We start from the raw sequence: 22,043 nt of genomic DNA, 5'->3' as shown, positions 1-22,043 counted from the left end.
CCGCAGCACTCGGCCTGTCGCCGGACCACGTTCTCAAGACACTGATGGTCCAGATCGACGGCCGCCCCGCCTGCGTGCAGGCGTTCGAGGGCGGCCCAGGCGACCATGACTGCGTTGTCCGTGCACAGGCGCAGAGGCGGGGCGAAGAAGGGGATGCCGTGGTTTGCCGCGACCTGTTCGAGGGCGTGGCGCAGGGTTTTGTTGGCGGCGACACCGCCTGCGACGACCAGGGCCGTGGCGTCCGGGCTGAGGGCGAGGGCGTGTTCGGCGCGGTCGGCCATGACGTCCGCAACCGCTCGCTGGAAGGAGGCAGCGACGTCTGCTGCGAACTGGCGGGGCAGGGCGTCGCGGCTGCCGGTCGGGTCCTGTGCGTCGATCACGCGGCTGACGGCGGTCTTGAGGCCTGAGAACGAGAAATCGCAGCCTTCGCGGCCCTTGAGGGGGCGGGGGAGTGCATACGCGTCGTCGCGGCCTTCGGTGGCGAGTTTTTCCAGAGCGGGGCCGCCGGGCCAGCCGAGGCCGAGCATTTTGGCGACCTTGTCGAAGGCTTCGCCGGCAGCGTCGTCGATCGTGCCGCCGAGGCGGACGTAGCGGCCGGTTTCCTCGACCGAAACGCACTGACAGTGGCCGCCCGAGACCAGCATCGTCAGGTAAGGGAAGTGCAAATCCGCGCCGAGGCTGGGGAGGCGCGGGGTTAGGATGTGGGCCTCAATATGGTTCACGGCCACGAAGGGGCGATGCAGCGCCATGGCCAGTCCCTTGGCGTAGGAACTGCCGACGATCAGGCCGCCGATCAGGCCGGGCCCGGTCGTGCCTGCGAAAGTGTCGATGTCGGCCAGCGTCAGCGAGGCTTTTTTTAGCACTTCCGCGACCAGCGCGGGCAGGGCGTCCAGATGGGCGCGTGCCGCGATTTCCGGGACGACGCCGCCGAGAATGGCGTGGTCGGTCTGGGACAGGACGCCTTCGGCCAGGATCGTGCCGTCGTAAGCGAGGATGGCGCAGGCCGTGTCGTCGCAGGAGGTTTCGATGGCCAGAAGGGGGCGTGTGGGCGTCGATGGAGAAGTAGCGGGGGCTGACATGGGTCTTATTATGGCCGAGTCTGTCATATCATGACAGTCCCGTGTGAATGGGCTAAAGCTGCCGCTCATGAACGCTCCCGTCCTGCCTTCCGAGGCGCTCCAGAGAGTCGCCGCGGAAGCCGTCCGCCGCTCCCATGCCGCTGAGCCGCCTACCGGCCGCAAGCTCCCTCTTCGTGTCGGGTCGCGGGCGTCTCCGCTGGCGCTGGTCCAGACGCGGAACTTTCTGACGCGCCTGACACGGTTCTGCCCCGTTCTGCGCGATATGGGGGCGTTTCAGGAATACCAGATCAGCACCGAGGGCGACCGCAATCAGGCGCAGCGTCTGGCGGAAATCGGCGGCAAGGGTCTCTTTGCCAAGGAAATTCACGAGGCGCTGGTAGCCGGGCGGATCGATTTTGCGGTCCACAGCCTCAAGGATCTGGAAACCAACCTGCCGCCGGGCCTTGTGCTGGCCTGCACGCTCAAGCGTGAGGACGCGCGCGATGCGCTAATTTTGCGGGACCGGACCGTGACGGTGGATCCGGAGCGGCCGTATGACTGTCTGCCAGAAGGGGCGCTGATCGGTTGTGCGTCTGTGCGGCGTCAGGCGCAGATGCTGCATGTGCGACCGGATCTGCGGTTCTGTCTGCTGCGTGGCAATGTCCAGACGCGGCTGGACAAGCTGCGGGCTGGAGCGTGCGAGGCAACGCTTCTGGCGCTGGCCGGGCTGCGGCGTCTGGGTATGGAAGACCGGGTGGACGTCGTGCTGGAGCCGCATCAGATGCTGCCGGCTTCTGGGCAGGGTATTGTGGGTGTGACGGTTCGTGAGAGCGATCTGGAACTGCGCGAACTATTGTCTGCGATCGAAGATCCGGAAGCGCGGGCGGTTTCGACGGCCGAGCGTGCGCTTCTCGCGGAACTGGATGGCTCCTGCCGGACGCCGATCGGCGGGTATGCCCGGATCGAGCACGGTGTGCTGAAGCTGAGCGGTATGATCGCCAGTGAAGACGGAACATTTCTGCTGCGCCGTGAGATTGAAGGTGCGCCGCTTGAGGCCGCACGGATGGGCACCGAGCTTGCGGACGAACTTCGCCGCGATACGCCGGCGCATATTTTTGATGAAATGAGGCGTCCCTGAAGCTCTGCCAGCCTGAACCGTCCCGCCCTGAACCGGGACGCGCGGTTCTGGTGACGCGGCCTGAGCCCGGATTGTCCGCTACGATGGCGGCGGTCCGGGCGCTCGGCTGGGATGCGGTGGCGTGTCCGATGCTGGACATCACGACATTTGAGCCTGTTGCGCCCGGCGTGTTCCGTGCCGTGCTGGTGACGAGTGCGAATGCGCTGCCTGCGCTGCGGGACTGGCCGAGGGATCGGCTGGTGGTCGCGGTGGGGGGGCAGACGGCGGCGCGGGCGCGGCAGGCCGGGTTTGTGAATGTTACGGCGGCGGACGGGGATGCGCGGGCTCTGGCGGCGTTCTGTCGGGCGCGGAGCATTACGGGCGCGGATGTTCTGCTGGCCAGTGGCGAAGGCTATGGCGTGGAGCTGGCTCGGGATCTGGGTGTGCAGCGGATCGAGGTTTATGCGGCCTGCAAGCGTGCGGCTCTGCCTGACGATGGGGCTCGGGCTCTGCGGAGCGGGCGAGTCGATTCCGTGCTGCTGTATTCAGGAAAGACGGCGGAGGCGTTCAGGGATGCGCTCGGGGCCAAAGAGGTGACCGCATTGTCTGCCGTGCGGGCGCTCTGTCTGTCAGAGGCCATTGCCGCGCGCCTGGACCCGAAGGAGTGGCGCGCGGTGATGTGGCCCGATCCGCTGAAGCAGCTCGCGCCGGCAGTCTGATCAGGCTTCGCCAGCGGGTTCCGGGAACTGCTGGGCGCGCTTGGCCTGCCACAGGGCAACGAAGTCAATCGGCTGCAGCACGACCGGCGGGAAGCCGCCGTCACGCGTGACATCGCTGACGATGGCGCGGACATACGGGAAGATCAGGCGCGGTACTTCAACCAGCAGGATCGGCTCAATGAGTTCTTCCGGCGGGTTGTTCAGCGTCACGACGGCGGCATAGGTCAGTTCGGCGATGAACACCGTGCGACCGGCCTGTCCGCCTTCCTGTGCCGGCGGCTCGGCAGCTTCGGCGCGAACGGCCAGGGCGACTTCATACACGGCCTGATCTTCTTCCAGACGGTTGGCCTGGACGTCGATGTTGACGGAAATCTGCGGGGCAGAGCGCAGGGTTGCGAAGATGGAGGCGCCAGCCGGTACTTCGAAGGAGAGATCCTTCGTGTACTGCAGGTTGATGGCCAGCGGCATGGCCGGCACGTTTTCCTGGCCCAGGGCAGCGTTGTCGGTGGTGTTCTCTGACATACAGTCTCCGGTTCCGCAGGGGCTGTGCCCGTGGCGGACATCGATTGGAACGATTGCGATATCTCGGCGGTAGCATGATGTCTGCTGAACGCCAAGACAGGCTTCTGGCGGACAGATGGTTGAGATCGGAGGGATTGCACCCTATCTGTAGGTCAACGGATCTTTAACCGAACACTGCGAAATACAGGGCTTCATGTCTTCTGACGACATCCACCTCCCCGCGGGCCTCATGGCGCATGCGGGTCATTATTTTCCCTGGGACCTTGTGGTCCTGTTCGTGATCGCCGTGGCGCTGGGGGTGAGGCTGTACCGTGTGCTCGGCCGTCGCGTCGGGATGCAGGGCGTACGGCAGGAGCGCCCTGGTGTCGGGCGGTTCGGGCAGGGCCCACAGAAGGGCGCCGCACCTGAAACTGCGTGTCCGGGCGCGCCGCCGCCGCTGCCGGGTCAGGCTGCGGGGAAAGCGGGTGCCGGAAACGCGGGGTTTGAAGCGGCTGCGGCACCGGATGTGGATTATGAAATTCCCGCACCCGCGACACGTGTTGGCACCGTTCTGGGAGACATTGCGGCAGCTTTTCCCGGATTTTCGCCTTCCGGGTTCCTGAAGGATGCTGAAGGGACGTTCCGGCAGGTGGTTCCGGCTTTTGCGGTCGGGGATCGTGGCGCACTGGAAAAACTGCTCACGCCAGCCGCCCTTGAGGCTTTCTCGGCAGCGATTGATGCGCGCGTGCAGGCTGGCGAAACGCAGCGGAGCGATCTGCGTGGGATCGAGAGCCTGTCCATTCTGGATGCGATGATTGTCTCCGGCGAGGATGGTGCACGGACAGGTCGAATCGAAGTGAAGATCGTGTCGCGTCAGGTGAATATCCTGACGGATCGTCAGGGTGAGCCGATGGTCGGGACCGAGGCCGTGACGGAATTCCACGACATGTGGATGTTCGAGCGTGTGGCTGGTCAGTCCGATGCGCGGTGGCGCCTGTCGGCGTCCTGCCCGGCCTGATCGCTGCTGCCGGATTTTTTTATTTTCTGCCTGAGTTTTCTGCTTCGAGTTTTTTGCCGGTCCGATGAAAAAACTGCTGACCCTGATGACGCTCGGCGTGCTGTGCGGATGCACGCCGCAGAACGCGCCGTCGTCGCTTTCGCTTTTTCCTGTTGGATATGAATCGCTTGCCGGTTGGGGGCAGGAAGATTTCGCATCCCTGATGCCGCTGCTGCGCGATGAGTGCCATCGTCTGGCGCAGTTGCCGCCCGAGACGGTGCTTGGCGGGAGCGAGGCCATCACCTATGGGCGTCATGCCGCAGACTGGAGCAATGCCTGTGCGGCACTGGCGACGGCTGCGGATGCGCGGACTTATCTGGAGACGTGGTTCCAGCCTTACGAAGCGGGAACGGATGCGTTCTATACCGGGTATTTCGAGCCGCAGATCCCGGCATCCCTAACACAGGGTGGTGCGTATCAGACGCCGGTTTACGGGCGTCCGCGTGATCTGGTTCGGGCGAAGGCGACGAATGGCCAGATGGTCAACGGGCGCTGGGTCAACGGGCAGTTTGCGCCGTATTACGACCGGGCCGCGATTGATGGCGGAGCGCTGGCGGGGCAGGGATTGGAGATTGCCTGGCTGAAAAGTCCTGTGGATCTGTTTTTCCTTCAGATCCAGGGTTCCGGGCGGCTGATCCTGCCCGATGGTGGTCAGGTGCGTGTTGGCTATGATGGGCGCAACGGGCAGGCTTATGTGCCGCTTGGTCGTGTTCTGGTACAGGACGGGGAACTGCCTGCGGATGGTGTCAGCATGGACAGCATCCGGAACTGGCTTGAGGCGCATCCGGACCGGATGACGGCCGTCATGGAGCGTAATCCGAATTATGTCTTTTTCCGTCGCGATGACGGCAATCTGGCTCAGGGACCGAAAGGGGCGTTCGGGATGCCGCTGACGGCCGGGCGTTCCGTGGCGGTCGATCGGTCCATGGTGCCGTTTGCGATGCCGCTCTGGGTAGAGACGAAGCTGCCTTACGGCGCGGGCCAGCCTGTGAGCTGGGATCATCTGGTGTTTGCGCAGGATATCGGAACGGACATCAAGGGTGCCGGACGTGCCGATCTGTTCACGGGCTGGGGGGCGACCGCGCAGTCCGTGGCGGGGAACCTGCATGCTCATGGCCGGATGGTGCTGTTTCTGCCGCGGCCGCCTGCGGATTCTGCGGCGCAATGATCCGCAGTCGCCGGGAGAAGCTCGGTGTCCATACGCTGATCCGGGGAGACTGCACGACGGTTCTCAAGCGGATGCCGTCGCAGAGTGTGGATGTGGTGGTGACGTCCCCGCCCTATAATCTGGGGGTGCCGTACCGGACGTATCAGGATCGTCTGCCGGAAGATGCGTATCTGGACTGGCTGGAGGATGTCTGCACCAGTCTGTGCCGGGTGATGAAGGATGACGGCTCTTTTTTCCTCAATATCGCGGGGTCGTCCTCGCAACCCTGGCTGCCGTTCGAGCTGATGACGCGGCTGCGCAAGCTGTTTGTGCTTCAGAACCACATCACCTGGATCAAGTCGATTTCCGTGGGCGAGATCACGTATGGCCATTTCAAGCCGCTGAATTCGGCCCGCTTCGTCAACCGTAACCATGAGCACGTGTTCCATCTGACCAAGACGGGAAATGTGCCGGTTCAGCGGCTGGATGCGGGTGTGCCGTTTACGGACAAGAGCAATATCGTGCGGCGTCAGCACATCACGGATCGCCGCTGCCGGGGCGATACATGGTTTATTCCTTACGAGACGGTGCGCAGCCGCAAGGAGAAGTTTAGCCACCCGGGGACGTTCCCGGTAGCGCTGCCTGAAGCCTGTATCCGGCTGCACGGACTGCGGCCGGGCGGCGTTCTGCTTGATCCATTCATGGGGTCGGGGACGACGCTGGTGGCGGCGGAGCGAATGGGGTGTGTGGGGATCGGGATTGATACCGATACGTCTTATGTGAACGTGGCGCGCAAGCGGGTGCGGGCGGCCATCGATCATGAGGATGAGGATTAATCGACAACACCTGTTTTTCTAACAGGTTCAATCACTTTGACTTTGCATGTCACTTTTCGACATTATCACGACACCGTGAGTATGAGGAGAAAAGTGGTGCGTTCCAGCACGATTACAAAGGGAATTGCCGGTCTGGTGGCGCTGGGCGTCGTCGTCTGGGGCGGGACTGTCACATATCTCGAGCATTTCGATCATGCTGGAGCACCGCAGCTGTCAGCCAGCAGCCCGACGCGTCAGGACCCGACAGCGATGGCGGCGTTCGCGGCTCTGCGGGAAGTGCGCTGCGATTACTGCCATACGCAGAATGCGAACCTGCCGTTCTATTTCAGCCTGCCGCTGGCTAACCAGATCATGAAGCGCGATCTGGTGCAGGGGCAGCGTCACTTTGAATATGCGCCGGTTCTGGCCGCATTGCAGGACGGCAAGCCGCCTTCGGTCGAGCAGCTTTCGCGCATCGAGGAAGTCATCACGCAGAACCGCATGCCGCCGGCTGCCTATCTGCTGATGCATCCGCATGCGCATCTGGACGAGAAGCAGCGCGCGGATATTCTGAAATGGGTGCGTGAGCAGCGCGAGCGTTACTATGCGACACCAGGCGTGGCAGCACAGTTCCGTGGCGAGCCGATCCAGCCGATCCCCGAGAGTGTGAACGTGGACTGGAAGAAGGCCGAACTGGGCCGGGCGCTGTTCTTCGACAAGGGGCTGTCCGGTGATGGCACGCTCAACTGTGCGAGCTGCCATGGTCTGAACAAGGGTGGCGTGGACAACCTGACGACCGCGACGGGCATTGGTGGCCAGAAAGGCCCGATCAATGTGCCGACCGTCTATAATTCCGTGTTCAGCATGGCGCAGTTCTGGAACGGCCGTGCGAAGGATCTGGCGGAACAGGCAGCCGGTCCGGTTATGAACCCGCTGGAAATGGGCTCGCATGACTGGAATACCGTAGCCGATCATGTCCGCAGCACGCCGGGTTATGCCGGGCAGTTCACGGCAGCATTTGGCTCCGACCAGATCGACAAGGACACGATCACGGGCGCGATTGCAGAATATGAAAAGACGCTGATCACGCCGGACAGCCGCTTCGACCTGTATCTGAAGGGCGACCAGAAGGCGATTACGGCGCAGGAAAAGCGCGGCTATGAGCGCTTCAAGGAAATCGGCTGCTCGGGCTGCCATAGCGGCATTGCCGTGGGTGGCGACGCGTATGAAATCCTTGGTCTGGAAGGTCCGTATTTCGAGAACCGTCATACGAAGCTGACGGCTGCGGACGAAGGACGTCTGGCTGTGACGCATGCAGAAGGCGACCGGGCACGGTTCAAGGTTCCGAACCTGCGCAATGTCGAACTGACGGGTCCATGGCTGCATGATGGCTCGGCCACCACGCTGGAGCAGGTCGTACGGGAGATGGCACGTTACGAGACGCCAGATACGGATATTGCCGATCAGGATGTCACGGATATCGTGGCGTTCCTCAAGACGCTGACGGGCAAGTATGAAGGCATTCCGCTGAAGGATGTGCAGGCTGACCAGCCGTTGCAGGCTCCGGCTTCGAACTGAAGTCAGCACAAGCTGACTGAATAAAAAACGGCCCCGGATGATCCGGGGCCGTTTTTTTATGGGCTGTGTCTGGAGGGGCTTATTGCGGAACGGGGTTGCACTGCGGGGGGACAGGCTGGCCGGTCATGACTTCGGTGGTGAAGATCGCGGAGTCCTTCAGGGAGCCGTTGACCGTCTCGCTGTGATCCAGACCCTTGTAGAGATGGGCCTGAACGACGGAACCGGCGGCACAGGCGGCTTTGACCAGTCCGAGCTGAAGCGCGGGAGGAACGTCACGGTCTTCTGTTCCGGTGCCGGTGAAGAGCGGCTGGGCCAGTTTGAGGGTGGGGAATTCCATACCCTTCAGCGCCGGGCTCATGGCTTTGAGGAAGGTCGGCTGGAGGCTGTTCTGGAGCGTCAGGCCCGCATCTTTTGCCTGCTGGGACAGCGACGTCAGGCATTCATGTGCGGCGTTGCGATAGACCGGAAGCGCCTTGGGAGTGAAGGCCTCTTCCGGGCGGAAATGCGGGTCGCGCCCTTCCAGACCGGCGGCGAGGTAGAGGACGTAATTGATGAGCGGGCTGTAGCCGGCGTCGGGCTGTGAGGCTGCCTTGAGCAGGTTGCCGAGGAGTTCGGGCGTTACATAGGGCGCGCCGGTCGCGACCGTGCCGCGGATATCCAGTTCGGGGGCATAGGCTGGTGCAAAGGCAGCTGTGGCGACGGCGGCCCCGCCACCCTGTGACTGGCCGACGATCATGATCTGGTTTTTCAGGTCCGGGACGTTGGCCAATGCGGCGCGGACGCTGTCGAGTACGCTGTACGCTTCGACGCGCGTGTCCAGATAGGCGTGGGTGCCGGGGCCGCCGAGGCCCTGATAATCCGTGGCGACGATGGCGACCCCGCGTTTCATCCATGTGGAGAGATAGACGCTGTTGCGGTCGCTGTAAGGATTGAGGGACGGGGCGCAACTGTCATCCACACCGACGGTGCCGTGGGCCCAGGCAACAATCGGCCAGCCGCCCTTTGGGACCGGGCCGGGGGGAAGGATGATTTCGGCGGTGACGGGAACGAGGCCTTTGCCAGTGATGCCGTTTGTCGAAAGATAGGTGATGCGCAGGGCGCGTCCGGCGTCCGGAAGGCCGAGGGCTGCGGCGAGCGGCGCTGAGGCCGTGACGGTTCCGGGCTTCTGGACACTGGGCGGGGCTGCGGCGTGTGCTGAGGAAGCAGCTGTGAAAGCGGAGACGCAGAGGGCCGTGCTTGCAAGAAGAGGCAGGATCTTGCGCAGGAGAGGCAGGGACATGGGAGATCCTTTTGTCAGTCTCGCTTCAGGGGCCGGTGAAAGTTGCATCGGTCGGAAGCGAGACTGACGGCATGTCCCTTAACGTCAAGTGAATTTACCAGTGCGGGGGTGGTCTAATCGTCCCGGGCGAGGCGGCGGTCGGCGGCTTTGTCGATCTGGTCGCGTTCTTCCGCGGTCAGGAGGCCGCGCTCGTATTCCTGTGTGGCGCGGGCTTTGGCGTTACTGGCGCGGGCGCGCGTGTCGATCGGGTAGGCACGCTTTTCGGGGAGACCGAAGGCGCTGTCGGGCAGGTTGTCGCGTTCTTTCTGGGTGAGGTGGGTCATGGTTCTGTTCTTTCGAAAAATGGAACCTGAAGTTTGAACGTATCAGTGCTGGGGAAGTGCCGAAATCCGGAAAGAACATTGTTCAATGATGCCGGAAGCCGTTACATGCTCGAGGCCTGAATTGTCTGATGGACAAGGGTGGCCGGACAGGAAGTGAGGGCAGTGTGGCAAAGCGGGATCTGAGGGAGGAGGAGGCGACGCTGTGGCGGATGGTTGTCCGTGACATCAAGCCGTTGCGGTCTCCGCGCTCCCCGCGTCGCATGCTGCCCGTGGCGAAGGCCGAGCCGCCTGCACCCGCGGCGGAGGTGGCGCGCTCTTTGCCTGTTATGACGGGGCGGTCTTTCGTGCCGGTGTCGCCTCCAAGATCTACGCCGCGTCCGGCGGAGCTGTCTGTCGGCGTGCGGGCGCCGGGGCTGGATGATACGAGCTGGAAGCGTCTGTCACGCGGGCAGATGAAGGTGGATGCGCGGCTCGACCTGCATGGATATGTCGTACAGGAGGCGTTTGAGCGGCTGTATGATTTCATGCAGCGCGCCCGGGTGCGGAACTGGCGCTGCGTGGAAGTCGTGACCGGGCTTGGGAGCGGGGAGACCAGCGGTTTGATCCGGCGCGAACTGCCGCTGTGGCTTCAGCGCGGGGATCTGCGGTCCATGGTGCTGGCCGTGGTGCATCCCCATGCGGCCAATCACGGGTCGGTCCGGATCTTGCTGAAGACCCGCCGTCGCTGAAAGCGTCAGATGTGGCGGGTTTCCTGCCCCTCGCGCCAGCGGGGCGTATTGACGGCGAGCCAGCGGCGCAGGGCCAGCGTGGCCCCCAGATCCGGGACTGTCCGTGACAGGAACGGAGCGGCATTTTCGCCCGTCGCCAGCTTGAAATGATGCATGTCGGCCCAGCGGCGCACGCCTGAATCCGCGGCGGCGGCAGAGCAGGCATGACTCCATCGGGTGACGATTTCCGGCGGTGTCAGCATCGGCAGTGCGATGGCCATAGCCGTATCGGCGGCGGCGGAGACAGCCTGCCAGGCATGGTAGAATGGTCCCTCTGGCGGGCGGTGCCGGGCCTGCTGGTAGGCTTCCATGAAAATTGGGATGGTCGTCGAATGCGTGTCCGTCAGATCCCCGGTGGAATAGATTGCGCTCGTGCCTTCGGGGAGGTTGGCGAGGACGTCATCGAGCGGCCGGTCCAGCGTGTAGGGCGAAATCTGGACGGCATCGACCGTTCCGGCGTGAAGGGCGACCAGCGCGGCTGATGAATCGACGTAGCCGGGCATGGGAATGGGACGCAGGCCCAGGAGCGACAGCCCCATCAGGGCGTTGAGTTCCGGGCCGCCGATGCGGGAGACGGCGAGGCGGACGGGATGATCGTGAAAAAATCCGGTCAGGCGACTACGCAGGGTCTTGTGCAGTTCCGTGCGTGCGATGACGACGGTCGTGGTGGACGCCACGAGGACGGGGGTCCAGCGGCCAAAATCGTAATGGACGCGGGAATCGCCGGTCAGGGAAGCCATCAAGGTGGCGCCGGGCAGGGCGAGGGCCGTGTTGCCGTCGGGCGCGCTGTTGGCGTCGAACAGATTGGCAGCCCGGACGCCGTCCTGACCGATATCGGGGGTCAGTTCGAGCGGTGTTTCCAGGTCCAGCGCGCGTGACAGGGTGCCGCTGGCGAGTTCTGCGAACTGACCGGGAATGGAGGCGAGCGTGCCGCCCAGAAGGAGCTGGACATCCGTCAGGGTCCCGGCGCGGACCGAGATATTCAGGAAGGGTGCGGTTCCAGTGAGGGCCGCCAGCCCCTTCAGGGCTGCACGTCGGGTCAGTCTCACGGCCAGCGGACTTCCGGCGGCATGCTCATGAGGATGGATTCGGTGTTACCGCCGGTCTTAAGGCCGAACAGCGTGCCACGGTCATGGAGCAGGTTGAACTCCACATAACGGCCCCGGCGGATGAGCTGGGCATCGCGGTCGGCTTCGGTCCAGGGGGTGAACATGCGGCGGCGTACGACGGCGGGGTAGGCGTCGTGGAACGCCATGCCGACGTCCTTCGTGAACGCAAAATCGAGAGTTTCATCGCCGGTATAGAACTGATCATAGAAAATGCCGCCCAGACCGCGCGGTTCGTTGCGGTGGTGCAGGAGGAAGTAGTGGTCACACCATTCCTTGAAGCGGGGATAGTGTTCCGGATCGTGGCGGTTGCAGGCGTCTTCGAACGATTTGTGGAAGTAATCCGCGTCAGACCGGGCTTCTGCGCTGTCGGGGAACATCGGTGTGATGTCGCCTCCGCCGCCGAACCAGCCCTTTGTCGTAATAATCATGCGCGTGTTGAAATGCGCGGCGCTCACATGGGGGTTGCAGGGATGGGCGACGAGGGAGACGCCGGTTGCGAAAAAGCGCGGGTCTTCGTCGGCGCCGGGGATGTTCTTGCGGAATTCAGGGGAGAATTCGCCCCAGACGGTCGAGACGTTGACGCCGACTTTTTCGAACACACGGCCGCGCATGACGGACATGACACCGCCGCCGCCTTCGGGGCGGTTCCACACAGTGCGCTCGAAACGGCCGGGGGCTGTGCGGTCACGAAGGACCTGCGAGCCACCTTCGGCTGCTTCGTCTTCGAGTTTTTCGTAGGACGCGCAGATGCGGTCACGGAGGGTTTCGAACCAGGCTTTGGCGTCTCGCTTGAGGGCGTCGTGAGGCACGTCTGGACGAACGGTTTCAACGAAACCGGGGCTGATCTGGTCCATTTTTTCTTCCCCCGTCTATACAGGACAAAACTTTGTTACGCGCAGTGTCCTAGCAAATCGTACCGTCGCCGAACAGTTGGTTGATGCATGACTGACGCTCATTGGTGGCGGCCATCCGTGGCGGGACGATGGCGCAAAGACGTTTTCATTTCGTAAAAGCGGCAGGTTTTTGTGAAAAAGTTTTTCCGGATGCGGGGGAAAGCGGGTGCGGATTGCAAGGCTTGCGCGCCGGGCGTTCTCGTGGTCCAGAACGGGCAGAGCGGAATAACCAACAGTAGGAACAGACATGTCTTCGGAACAGGAAATCCAGCCCGTCATCGGTGTGATCGGTGGCTCGGGGCTGTACGACATCGACGGACTCGAAAACAAGGAATGGCGCCGGGTTGAAACGCCGTGGGGCGAGCCGTCCGACGAACTGCTGTTTGGGACGTTCGAGGGCGTGCAGTGCGTGTTTCTGCCGCGTCATGGGCGGGGGCATCCCATCCCGCCTTCACGTTTGAACTTCCGTGCCAATATCGATGCGCTCAAGCGCGCGGGCGTGACGGATATTCTGTCACTTTCGGCTGTAGGTTCGCTCAAGGAAGAGCTGCCGCCGGGGCATTTCGTGCTGGTGGACCAGTTCATTGACCGCAGTTTCGCGCGTGAGAAGAGCTTCTTCGACACGGGCTGTGTGGCGCATGTCGGCATGGCGGACCCGGTTTCGGCGCGCGTGCTGGATGTGGTGCAGGGCGAAGCGGGCGCGCTCGGCATTCCGTTCACGCGGGGCGGGACGTATCTTGTAATGGAAGGTCCGCAGTTCTCCACGCGCGCTGAGAGCGAACTGTATCGCTCCTGGGGCTGTTCGGTTGTGGGCATGACGAACATGCCGGAAGCCAAGCTCGCGCGGGAAGCGGAGATGAATTACGCGACCGTTGCGATGGTTACGGATTTCGACTGCTGGCACACCGAGCATGACAGCGTGACGGTTGAGGCCGTCGTGAAGGTTATGACGGGGAATGCCGAGAATGCGCGCCGTCTTGTGAAGGCTGTCATTCCAGTGCTGGGCAAGAAGCGTGCTGTGGATCTGACGGCCGAGCGGGCGCTGGATCATGCCATCATTACGGCGCCGGCTGCACGTGATCCGAAGCTGGTGGCCAAGCTCGATGCCGTTGCCGGACGTGTTCTGAAGCAGGGCTGAGGCCCTGAGAGCCGCGCCGGCGTGAAGCGGGCGCGGCGGATGTCATGGATCAGTCGAAATTGTGATTCGGGTCCGCGTTCAGGTCGATGCCTGCACGCGCATCATCGATTTCCACGCCGTCCAGTTCCACCGGCGGCAGGTCCTTGACCGGGGTACCTTCGGGAACGCCCTTGATGGCGATCAGATCGGTCGCTTTTTCAAGATAGCCTTCGGGGCCACAGGCCGGCTTGCCGTCGGCTTCCCACAGAAGACGCGCTTCGTGACGGATTGCGGCGTCGTGCTTGGGGTCGTCTTTGAGCGGATTGGTGCTCATCTTGGAACTCCTGTCTGAGCCGGTGCTGGGTTTGCCGGGCTTGTCATCAGTATAAACCCCTTCCTCGGTTTTGCGACAGTCTGTGTCACCGTGGCGGGAGGTCGTGTCAGGCGAGGTTGGTTTTCAGGAAATCGACGCTGCGGGACCAAGCAAGGTCTCGGGCATCGCGGTTGAAGCTCGGGCGCTCGGGGCAGCCGAAGCCGTGACCGGCGTCGTCATAGACATATTCTTCAATCTCGGGACGGGCATCGCGGATCTTCTGGATTTCGATGTGCGGAATCGAGGAATCCTCGCCGCCGAAATGTAGCTCGACCGGACAGTGCGGTGCGGTTTCGACATGGTTGCTGATGCCTCCACCGTACCAGCTTACGGCTGCATCCACGTCATGGGTACGGGTGGCGGTGAGCCAGGCGAGCAGGCCGCCCCAGCAGAAGCCGATGATGCCGACTTTCTGATGACCGGCATCGCGCAGGGCTTTGGCGCAGGCGGTGATGTCGGCCAGTGTTTTCTCCGACGGGATCTGGCTGCGCAGTTCGAGGCCTTCGGTGACGCCAGCCTGCGAATATTCCAGAACGGTGTCGGGTTTTGTGCGGTCGAACACGGCCGGGGCGAGGACGTGGAAACCTTCGGCCGCGAAGTCGTTACAGACGTTGCGGATATGGTCGGTGAGGCCGAAAATTTCCTGCACGACGATGAGGGCGAGGGGCGACTCCGCAGAGCCGGCTTCCCAAGCGCCAAAGCTGTGTCCGTCCGTGGCTGTCAGCTTGACCATCCGGCCTGCCACGGGGGTTTTCTTGTCCGAAGAGCTGTGTTTCATGTCTGTGTATCCAGTCTTGTAATGCCCGGAAGGCCGTGAGCCATGAGCGACGTCATCAATCTCCGCCGGGAACGCAAACGCCGCAAGAGCGTCGAGGATGCAAAGGTCGCGGATGCCAACCGCCGTCTGCATGGACGGACCAAGGGGCAGAAACTGGCCGAAAACATGGAAAAACAGCGGGTGGTGAGCCTGCTTGACGGGCGGAAACTTTCTTCCGGACCGGCCGGGGACGGCAGCGGAAAACCTTGACGGAAACGGGTTGGGGGCCTATGTCTTTGGCACTCTCCATGTGAGAGTGCCAAATGCACTGCAGTCATTGAGTGCAGCAACCCGGCCATGCTGCTTTGTACAAGGGTATGGCCAATAATGGAGCGATCCATGACGAAGTTTCGTCCCCTTCATGACCGCGTAGTGGTCCGTCGCCTGACGGGCGAAGAGAAGACCGCTGGCGGCATCATCATTCCTGACACCGCCAAGGACAAGCCGACCGAAGGCGAAATCGTTTCCGTCGGCCCGGGTGCCCGCAACGAGCAGGGCCAGATCGTGGCTCTGGACGTCAAGGCTGGTGACAAGGTGCTGTTCGGCAAGTGGTCCGGCACCGAGGTCAAGATCGACGGCGAAGAGCTGCTGATCATGAAAGAGAGCGACATCATGGGTGTGATCGGCTGAACAGCCGTCCCCGTTTCCTCTCGTAAAAACCTCATTCAGGAGTAAGAATTATGGCTGCCAAGGACGTAAAGTTCGGCGCTGATGCCCGCGAGCGTATGCTGCGTGGCGTTGATATCCTCGCAAATGCCGTCAAGGTGACGCTCGGCCCGAAGGGTCGTAACGTTGTTCTCGACAAGAGCTTTGGCGCACCGCGCATCACCAAGGACGGTGTGTCGGTTGCCAAGGAAATCGAACTGGCCGACAAGTTCGAGAACATGGGCGCCCAGATGGTCCGTGAAGTCGCATCCAAGACGAACGACATCGCAGGCGACGGCACCACGACCGCAACCGTGCTGGCACAGTCCATCATCCGTGAGGGCGCCAAGGCTGTTGCCGCTGGCATGAACCCGATGGATCTGAAGCGCGGCATCGACAAGGCTGTCGGCGTGGTTGTTCAGGAACTGAAGAACAACACCAAGAAGATCACGTCTCCGGAAGAGATCGCCCAGGTCGGAACGATTTCCGCCAACGGCGAGAGCGAAATCGGCGAAATGATTGCTTCTGCCATGCAGAAGGTCGGTTCCGAGGGCGTCATCACGGTGGAAGAGGCCAAGGGCCTGCACACCGAGCTCGACGTTGTCGAGGGCATGCAGTTCGATCGTGGCTACATCTCCCCGTACTTCGTGACGAACCCGGAGAAGATGACGGCTGATCTCGACAGCCCGTACATCCTCATCCACGAAAAGAAGCTGTCTTCGCTTCAGCCGATGCTGCCGCTTCTCGAAAGCGTTGTGCAGTCCGGCCGCCCGCTGGTGATCATCGCCGAAGACGTCGATGGTGAAGCTCTTGCCACGCTGGTCGTGAACAAGCTGCGTGGTGGTCTGAAGATCGCTGCCGTCAAGGCTCCGGGCTTCGGTGACCGTCGCAAGGCGATGCTTGAGGACATCGCCATCCTGACGGGCGGCCAGGTGATTTCCGAAGACATCGGGATCAAGCTGGAATCCGTCACGCTCGAAATGCTGGGTCGCGCCAAGAAGATCCACATCGAGAAGGAAAACACCACGATCGTCGAGGGTGCTGGCAACAGCGACGACATTAAGGGCCGTTGCAACCAGATCCGTGCGCAGGTCGAGGAAACGACGTCTGACTACGACCGCGAGAAGCTCCAGGAGCGTCTCGCAAAGCTGGCTGGTGGCGTTGCCGTCATCCGCGTCGGTGGCAGCACCGAGGTCGAGGTGAAGGAGCGCAAGGATCGCGTTGACGATGCTCTGCACGCTACCCGCGCTGCCGTTGAAGAAGGCATCGTACCGGGCGGTGGCACGGCTCTGGCCCGCGCATCGTCCGCTCTGAAGGGTCTGACCTTCGACAACGACGACCAGCGCGTCGGTGGCGAGATCGTTCGCAAGGCTCTGCAGTCTCCGCTGCGCCAGATCGCTTTCAACGCCGGTGAAGACGGCGCTGTCATTGCTGGCAAGGTGCTTGAGAACGACAGCTATGTCTTTGGTTTCGACGCTCAGAAGGGTGAGTACAAGGACCTGGTCGCGGCCGGCATCATCGATCCGACCAAGGTTGTGCGTACGGCTCTGCAGGATGCCGCTTCGGTTGGTGGTCTGCTGATCACGACGGAAGCCATGGTTGCCGAGCGTCCCGAGAAGAAGGCTCCGGCCGGCGCTCCGGGTGGCATGGGCGGCATGGGTGACATGGACTTCTGATCGAAGTCCGGTCCGTCTTCCGCTCCTTCCACGGAAGGGGCGAGGGACGCCCGATATGTTGCAAAAAAGCCTCTGGCCTACGGGTCAGGGGCTTTTTTTGTGCGAACTTTCCGGGAGCGGAATTTCCTGATTGACGGACAGGGAAACCTGTCGAAGTGTAACAGGGATCTCGGAGAGGGGCTCATGAGCGGGAATATCGATGATCTTGCAGCGCTGATCAGGGAAGCCGAGGGCGGCCGTGAGCGCTTTCTGGAGAAGTTCGCTGTGTTTTGCGAGCAGGCTTTTCCGCGTCAGACGATCGTCTCGCGCAGAGCGCGGGGCTGGCTGAAGCGGACGGTGGAGATCGAGGGGCTTTCCCTTCAGTTCGAGACGCGGGTTTTTGGGCTCCGGCGTGAGGGTGCCGCGGTCGTGGCCGAGATTGCACATGAGGTTCGCGGCGTGGTCATCAGCCGCAAACAGGTTCCTGTCCGGGACTGGATCGTACAGTTGCGCCAGAAGATGCACGAGGCAGGGCTGGCGGTTACAGGCGAGGGGCAGGCTGCGGCGGAACTAACGGATTTCCAGCCGTGATGGGGCTGTTTCCGTGGTCTTCCGGTTCGAAAAAGGAACCAGAGTCCAAGGCATTTCATGAGATGAACGGCAGGCCCCGGCCTCTAGTGCGGTTGGGCTCGGTGCGGCAGGCGCTTCTGACGCCGTCCATGGCGATTGCGCCGCTGGGGAATGTGCATGCTGAAACCTGGTGGAAGTCAGGGATGGGCTGGCAGGCGGTGCATGAGGCCGGCTGGCGGACGGCGACGGACCGGATCCGGGGGCAGGCGCGGGCGCTGGGGGCGGATGCGGTTCTGAACCTGCGTTACCGGCTGGAGCATCATGGCGGCGCGCTTGGGTTCATGCTGCATGGTGAGGCCGTGCGGGTTCCCCAGCTTGACGGTGCGGGTGTGCTGCCCTGTGTACCGTGGAACGCAGCAACGCTGGACGTGGCGCTTGCGGCGGGGATCGTGCCGGTGAGCTACGGTGTCGGGACGTGGGAAGAGGTCCGGTATACGGGGCCTCTGGAAGGTTTTTTCGATGCGGTGAGTATCGGGGAGAGTGCACTTCTGACGCAGGCAAAGCGCGACGCGCGGGATGCGGCGGCGCTGAGTTTGCGGAACGATCCGATGTGTCAGGACTGGGACGGTGCGCTGGGGCATGACGAGACGGTCGGGTTGATGGTCCGGTCGGAGCGGGGTGTTGTGCGGTCGATCCAGGTGCGGGCGGCGGTGAGTATTCTGGGCTATCGGCGGATTGGTGGGCAGGGTTCCGTTTCGCCTGTGATGCTCTGTGGGCTTGAGGAGACGGTGCGTCCAGGCGTGCAGCATCGGCCGTTGTTTGCCGGGGTGTCCAACCGGATCGAGGTTGAGGAAGAAGCTGGGGAAGGGCGCGTCGAGGCGGCTGTTCTGGGGCTTGAGGTTGGCGGCGAAGTCGTCAGCGAAGTGGCCGAAGGGCTTGGCAGTTTGTTCGACGGGCTGGGTGATCTTTTCTGAGGCGCGTTTTGAGCGGCCTCGTATTCTTTTGGATTTTGCAGCGGGATTCCCATGGGTATCTTTGATCAGGTTCCGGGTTTTGACAGTCTTCCTCCGGGCTGGGGCGGCAGCGGTGCGTCCGAACCGGCTCAGGGTGGCGAAGCGCTCCCGGCGAGAGCTTCTGGAGGGCGGGTTGCGACGTCGGATTTCAGCGTACGCGAACTGCTGGTTGTCGAGCAGGCCGGGTTCCGGGCGCTTGGCTTGTGTCTCGGGAACAGCATCTGGAAGGTGCAGGCCAATACGCAGTTCCGCAACACGTCCTATGAGCTGACGGATCTGACGGGGGCCATGTATGGCGCGCGTGAGAAAGCGGTCGAGATCATGCGCGAGGAGGCCGAGCAGCTTGGTGCGGACGGGATCGTGGGGACGCGGCTGGAGATTTCGCAGCTTGCGGATAGCGGGATGCTGGAGTTCCGGGCGTTCGGGACGGCCATCGTCCATGCCGAGGGGCATCCGGGGTATCGGCGGCCGGACGGGCGGCCGTTCACATCCGATCTGTCAGGGCAGGATTTCGCGCTGGCGTTGCGGGCGGGGCGGCGGCCGCTGGATCTGGTTCTGGGGTGTTGCGTGCAGCATATTCCGCGCCGCAGCCTGATGACGACGCTCAAGCAGGCCATGCAATGCGTGGAGCTCGATCTGTTTACGCAGGCCTATTACACAGCGCGCGAGCACGCGATGGAGCGGATGTCGGCCCATGCGGCGGAGGTCGGGGCCAATGAGATCATTGGGACGACGTTGCGAGAGGAATCGCATGTCTGGGGCGATCATATCGTCGAGTTTCTGGCAGTCGGGACAGCCATGTACGATACCGGTAAGCCGGACCCGGAGTTCCGCATCGATCCGACTTTCACCCTGACGCTGGATGACTGACATGAGTGCTGACGAGACCAGACCGCTGGATCTGAGTGATCTTTATGCCGACGAGCCTGCGCCTGCTCCTGTGAAGGTTGAAGCGCCGGTTGCCACGGGGGCTGTGCCGGTGGCGCTGGAGCCAATGCCGGCTTTTCCGCGGCTGGTGGAGATCAGCCGTCTGCCGGCGGACATGGTTGAGGAGGCGCATCGGCGGGCCGGGACGATCGATTTTGCGGATCTGAACACGCTGCTGTCGCATGGCATGGGTGCGCTTGGGGAGCTTGCGAAGGTTTCGGACCGGATGCTGGCCGGGCGGACGCTGGGCGAAAGCGATGCGGTTGGTGAAATCGCGGCGGGGGTTCTGGATGGTGTGAAGATCCTGCGGATTGGGGATCTGCAGAAGCTGGCGCGGGGCGAAGGCGGGGCTCCGGGTGGGTTTCTGGCGAAAATGGGCGGTCTGCTGGGGGGCGCGAAGGATGCGCTTGGCGGATTTGCCGAGAACCGCAAGAAATTCAATGCCCTGATGGACCAGCAGGAAGCCAAGGCGCGGGTCACGATTGCCGATCTCAAGCGGAACATCACGTCGTTCGAGGACATGTATCAGGCGCTTCGGCAGGGTGTGCGGGAGCTGAATATTGACATCGCGGCCGGGCAGCTTGCGCTTGAAGAGGGCGAGCGGAAAGTCGAGACGTTGCGTCAGCATGCGATGGAGACGCAGGATCCTGTGGACGCGGCCGAGGTCATGGAGCTGCGCGGGCGTCTGGCGAACTTCTCGGGACATCTGAGTGAGCAACGCGAAGGACTGATGCGGGCTGCCCTGACCATTCCGATGATCAAGAGCACGCGTGAGGCGGCGGAAGCGCGGATCATGGCGCTGCATTCGGCGCTGACGAAAACCATTCCCAATCTGAAGGCGGCCTGTGCGGTGGCGGTGGGGCAGGTGGACAACCGCAATGCTGCCACGGCGCGCGATGCGCTGAACGATGCGGACCGGAAGATCCTGGGGCTTGTGGCCGATGGTGCGCTGGATGCGGCGCGGACGACGGCTGCGAGCCGGGGTGTGGACCCGCGGCAGATGGAAGCGCTGGCGCAGGCAGCGGACAAGGTGACGCAGGCTCTGGGCGAGATGGCGCATAACGACCGGCTCGCGGCCGAACGGGCGCAGGAGCAGGAAAAGGAACTGCATCAGCTGCGCGACCGTCTGGCAACGAGTATGCGCAGTCTGGCGCAGCAGTCCGTTCAGCCCTTAAGTCAGCCCTGAAGGAGGGGTGGTCCGTTTTCCTGCTCTTCGGGACGCAGGAAGCGGGCGATGTCTTCGAGTGCTCCGGCCAGTGGCATGCGTCGGACGTCCACGCCGTCCGGGAAGGCGGAGAGCAGGCGTGAGGGCATCCGGCGGTCCAGCATGACGAAGACGCCGCGATCGGTGCCCTGACGGATCAGGCGGCCGAAAGCCTGACGCAGGCGCATGCGGGTGATGCGGTCGTCATAATCGCCGGGGCGGCCTTCCGACAGCAGGCGGCGGCGTTCGCGGTGCAGGATGTCGGGGCGGGGCCAGGGCGTTTTTTCGAACACGACCATGCGCAGGGCCTCGCCGGGGACGTCCACGCCATCGCGCATCGCGTCCGTTCCCAGCAGGCAGCTATGGGTTTCGGTGCGGAAGACGTCCACAAGGGTGGCGTTGTCCATGGCATCGACATGCTGTGCGTAGAGCGGGAATCCCTGCGTTTCCAGTGGTTCGTGGATGCGGCGATGGACTTCGCGCAGGCGGCGGATGGCTGTGAAGAGGCCGAGCGCACCGCCGCCTGCGGTTTCAAACAGGGCGCGGAAGGCGTGGGCCAGTGACGGGATTTCGCCCGAGACGTCCGTGATGACATAGGCGCGTGTTTGCGTGGCGTAGTCGAACGGGCTCATGACCGAGGCGCGGATCGGCGGTTTCAGGAAATGTGTGGCGCCCAGACGCAGTTCGGCGGCGTGCCAGCTTGCCTCGTTTTCCCTGTCTCCGTGGCCGGTCTGGTCGCGCAGGGTGGCGGACGTCATGAGCAGGCCGTGGGCGGGTGTCTGGATTGTCGAGACGAAGGGAATGGTCGGGTCCAGCCAGTGCCGGTACAGGCCGATGTCATGGTCGCCTTGTGTTGCGCGGGTGCGGGGCAGGCGTTCGGTGCGGATGAAGTCCACGAAAGTGGGGGTGACGTCGGGTTCGGGGGGCGTCTGAAGGGCGTCCAGCATGCCGATCCAGCCGGACAGGCGGCTGATGGCGCGGCGGTGCAGGGTGCGGATCATGGCCTCAATGCGCTGGCGGGTCGGGGCATCCATTTCCGCGTCATCTTCGGCCTGTCCGGCGAGGCGGTCGGCCAGCATCCGGATGGGATCGCGCAGGCGGGTCAGGGCGCGGCTGAGGGTTTCGGCGGCGCTGGCGACATCGGCGTTGACGGGGTGAAGGTCACATTCCGCCGAAATATAGCCGTCGCGGCTGTCCTTGGTCTGGCGTGCGCGGAGCTGGTGGTTCAGAGCGCGAAGGAAGGCCTCGGACGGGTTGTCCGGCGCGGGTTCCTCGGGGATCAGCAGGGCTGACCTATGAGCTGTTCCTCGATGCGCAGGGGCAGAAGATCAGCAAGTCCAAGGGCAATGGTCTTTCGGT

At 63.1% G+C, this 22,043-nt stretch carries 23 protein-coding genes and 1 pseudogene; 15 read left to right on the top strand and 9 right to left on the bottom strand.

Features of this window, described 5'->3' with window-relative positions:
- Positions 1 to 1,079: tRNA (adenosine(37)-N6)-threonylcarbamoyltransferase complex transferase subunit TsaD (gene tsaD, locus JK202_RS15170; protein ID WP_249200136.1), on the bottom strand; the 1,079-nt coding region annotated here is incomplete at its 3' end.
- 67 nt (positions 1,080 to 1,146) lie between these two features.
- Here tsaD and hemC point away from each other — a divergent pair.
- Positions 1,147 to 2,196, top strand: a complete 1,050-nt coding sequence (gene hemC, locus JK202_RS15165) for a hydroxymethylbilane synthase (RefSeq protein ID WP_211562287.1) — start codon at positions 1,147 to 1,149, stop codon at positions 2,194 to 2,196.
- Positions 2,197 to 2,246: 50 nt separating this feature from the next.
- Complete coding sequence (locus JK202_RS15160) at positions 2,247 to 2,894, top strand: uroporphyrinogen-III synthase (RefSeq protein WP_349291877.1); 648 nt, start codon at positions 2,247 to 2,249, stop codon at positions 2,892 to 2,894.
- On the opposite strand, the gene secB is transcribed toward JK202_RS15160, so the two are convergent.
- Positions 2,895 to 3,416 carry a protein-export chaperone SecB gene (gene secB / locus JK202_RS15155; protein WP_211562281.1) on the bottom strand — a complete coding sequence of 174 codons (522 nt, stop codon included), beginning with the start codon at positions 3,414 to 3,416 and terminating at the stop codon, positions 2,895 to 2,897.
- A 193-nt stretch (positions 3,417 to 3,609) separates the two neighbouring features.
- Between secB and JK202_RS15150 the strand changes: the two genes are divergently transcribed.
- From JK202_RS15150 to JK202_RS15135, 4 genes are all read left to right on the top strand, one after another.
- A complete protein-coding gene (locus JK202_RS15150) occupies positions 3,610 to 4,413 on the top strand; it encodes a Tim44/TimA family putative adaptor protein (RefSeq protein ID WP_211562279.1) in 804 nt (267 codons plus the stop codon).
- 64 nt (positions 4,414 to 4,477) lie between these two features.
- Positions 4,478 to 5,620, top strand: coding sequence for a murein transglycosylase A (locus tag JK202_RS15145; protein ID WP_211562277.1), 1,143 nt, complete (start codon positions 4,478 to 4,480; stop codon positions 5,618 to 5,620).
- Complete coding sequence (locus JK202_RS15140; protein WP_211562276.1) at positions 5,617 to 6,435, top strand: site-specific DNA-methyltransferase; 819 nt, start codon at positions 5,617 to 5,619, stop codon at positions 6,433 to 6,435. The genes JK202_RS15145 and JK202_RS15140 overlap by 4 nt, the downstream gene beginning before the upstream one ends.
- 81 nt (positions 6,436 to 6,516) lie before the next feature.
- A complete protein-coding gene (locus tag JK202_RS15135; protein ID WP_249200135.1) occupies positions 6,517 to 7,992 on the top strand; it encodes a cytochrome-c peroxidase in 1,476 nt (491 codons plus the stop codon).
- A gap of 79 nt (positions 7,993 to 8,071) precedes the next feature.
- Here JK202_RS15135 and JK202_RS15130 read toward each other — a convergent pair whose 3' ends face one another.
- Positions 8,072 to 9,271: a lipase family protein gene (locus tag JK202_RS15130; protein ID WP_211562274.1), complete on the bottom strand. Its 1,200-nt coding sequence runs from the start codon at positions 9,269 to 9,271 to the stop codon at positions 8,072 to 8,074.
- A 113-nt stretch (positions 9,272 to 9,384) separates the two neighbouring features.
- Complete coding sequence (locus JK202_RS15125; RefSeq protein ID WP_211562273.1) at positions 9,385 to 9,594, bottom strand: hypothetical protein; 210 nt, start codon at positions 9,592 to 9,594, stop codon at positions 9,385 to 9,387.
- A gap of 128 nt (positions 9,595 to 9,722) precedes the next feature.
- Here JK202_RS15125 and JK202_RS15120 point away from each other — a divergent pair, with 128 nt between their 5' ends.
- A complete protein-coding gene (locus JK202_RS15120) occupies positions 9,723 to 10,322 on the top strand; it encodes a Smr/MutS family protein (protein ID WP_249200133.1) in 600 nt (199 codons plus the stop codon).
- 5 nt (positions 10,323 to 10,327) lie between these two features.
- Here JK202_RS15120 and JK202_RS15115 read toward each other — a convergent pair whose 3' ends face one another.
- Both JK202_RS15115 and hemF read right to left on the bottom strand, forming a co-directional pair.
- Positions 10,328 to 11,410, bottom strand: a complete 1,083-nt coding sequence (locus JK202_RS15115; RefSeq protein ID WP_211562272.1) for a hypothetical protein — start codon at positions 11,408 to 11,410, stop codon at positions 10,328 to 10,330.
- On the bottom strand, positions 11,407 to 12,324 hold the full coding sequence (hemF, locus tag JK202_RS15110; protein ID WP_211562271.1) for an oxygen-dependent coproporphyrinogen oxidase: 918 nt from the start codon (positions 12,322 to 12,324) through the stop codon (positions 11,407 to 11,409). Before hemF ends, JK202_RS15115 begins: the two co-directional genes overlap by 4 nt.
- Before the next feature lie 286 nt (positions 12,325 to 12,610).
- Here hemF and JK202_RS15105 point away from each other — a divergent pair, with 286 nt between their 5' ends.
- Positions 12,611 to 13,501: an S-methyl-5'-thioadenosine phosphorylase gene (locus JK202_RS15105; protein ID WP_211562269.1), complete on the top strand. Its 891-nt coding sequence runs from the start codon at positions 12,611 to 12,613 to the stop codon at positions 13,499 to 13,501.
- Between the two features lie 49 nt (positions 13,502 to 13,550).
- Here JK202_RS15105 and JK202_RS15100 read toward each other — a convergent pair whose 3' ends face one another.
- Together JK202_RS15100 and JK202_RS15095 are read right to left on the bottom strand one after the other, a co-directional pair.
- Positions 13,551 to 13,814, bottom strand: a complete 264-nt coding sequence (locus JK202_RS15100; RefSeq protein ID WP_249200132.1) for a hypothetical protein — start codon at positions 13,812 to 13,814, stop codon at positions 13,551 to 13,553.
- A gap of 106 nt (positions 13,815 to 13,920) precedes the next feature.
- A complete protein-coding gene (locus tag JK202_RS15095; RefSeq protein ID WP_249200131.1) occupies positions 13,921 to 14,631 on the bottom strand; it encodes a dienelactone hydrolase family protein in 711 nt (236 codons plus the stop codon).
- Positions 14,632 to 14,673: 42 nt separating this feature from the next.
- Here JK202_RS15095 and JK202_RS15090 point away from each other — a divergent pair, with 42 nt between their 5' ends.
- From JK202_RS15090 to JK202_RS15060, 7 genes are all read left to right on the top strand, one after another.
- Complete coding sequence (locus tag JK202_RS15090; protein ID WP_211562267.1) at positions 14,674 to 14,880, top strand: DUF4169 family protein; 207 nt, start codon at positions 14,674 to 14,676, stop codon at positions 14,878 to 14,880.
- 129 nt (positions 14,881 to 15,009) lie between these two features.
- Positions 15,010 to 15,300, top strand: a complete 291-nt coding sequence (gene groES / locus JK202_RS15085; protein ID WP_194254423.1) for a co-chaperone GroES — start codon at positions 15,010 to 15,012, stop codon at positions 15,298 to 15,300.
- A gap of 50 nt (positions 15,301 to 15,350) precedes the next feature.
- Positions 15,351 to 16,991, top strand: a complete 1,641-nt coding sequence (gene groL, locus JK202_RS15080) for a chaperonin GroEL (protein ID WP_211562265.1) — start codon at positions 15,351 to 15,353, stop codon at positions 16,989 to 16,991.
- A gap of 183 nt (positions 16,992 to 17,174) precedes the next feature.
- Positions 17,175 to 17,561 carry a hypothetical protein gene (locus JK202_RS15075; protein WP_211562263.1) on the top strand — a complete coding sequence of 129 codons (387 nt, stop codon included), beginning with the start codon at positions 17,175 to 17,177 and terminating at the stop codon, positions 17,559 to 17,561.
- Between the two features lie 62 nt (positions 17,562 to 17,623).
- The gene (locus JK202_RS15070) at positions 17,624 to 18,514 is read left to right on the top strand and encodes a hypothetical protein (protein ID WP_211562261.1); all 891 of its coding nucleotides are present in this window, start codon (positions 17,624 to 17,626) and stop codon (positions 18,512 to 18,514) included.
- A gap of 51 nt (positions 18,515 to 18,565) precedes the next feature.
- Positions 18,566 to 19,423, top strand: a complete 858-nt coding sequence (locus tag JK202_RS15065; RefSeq protein ID WP_211562260.1) for a heavy metal-binding domain-containing protein — start codon at positions 18,566 to 18,568, stop codon at positions 19,421 to 19,423.
- Position 19,424: 1 nt separating this feature from the next.
- On the top strand, positions 19,425 to 20,666 hold the full coding sequence (locus JK202_RS15060) for a toxic anion resistance protein (RefSeq protein ID WP_211562251.1): 1,242 nt from the start codon (positions 19,425 to 19,427) through the stop codon (positions 20,664 to 20,666).
- Here JK202_RS15060 and JK202_RS15055 read toward each other — a convergent pair.
- Positions 20,657 to 21,967: pseudogene (locus JK202_RS15055) on the bottom strand (helicase C-terminal domain-containing protein); the annotation flags it as partial. The gene JK202_RS15060 and the pseudogene JK202_RS15055 sit on opposite strands and share 10 nt — an antisense overlap.
- Positions 21,968 to 22,043: the final 76 nt, after the last annotated feature.

The organism is Gluconobacter sp. Dm-62, from assembly GCF_018256155.1.
Classification (GTDB): Bacteria; Pseudomonadota; Alphaproteobacteria; order Acetobacterales; family Acetobacteraceae; genus Gluconobacter.
Note: the sequence above shows the minus strand (reverse complement) of the source record. Positions and strands in the feature narration are given on the sequence as shown.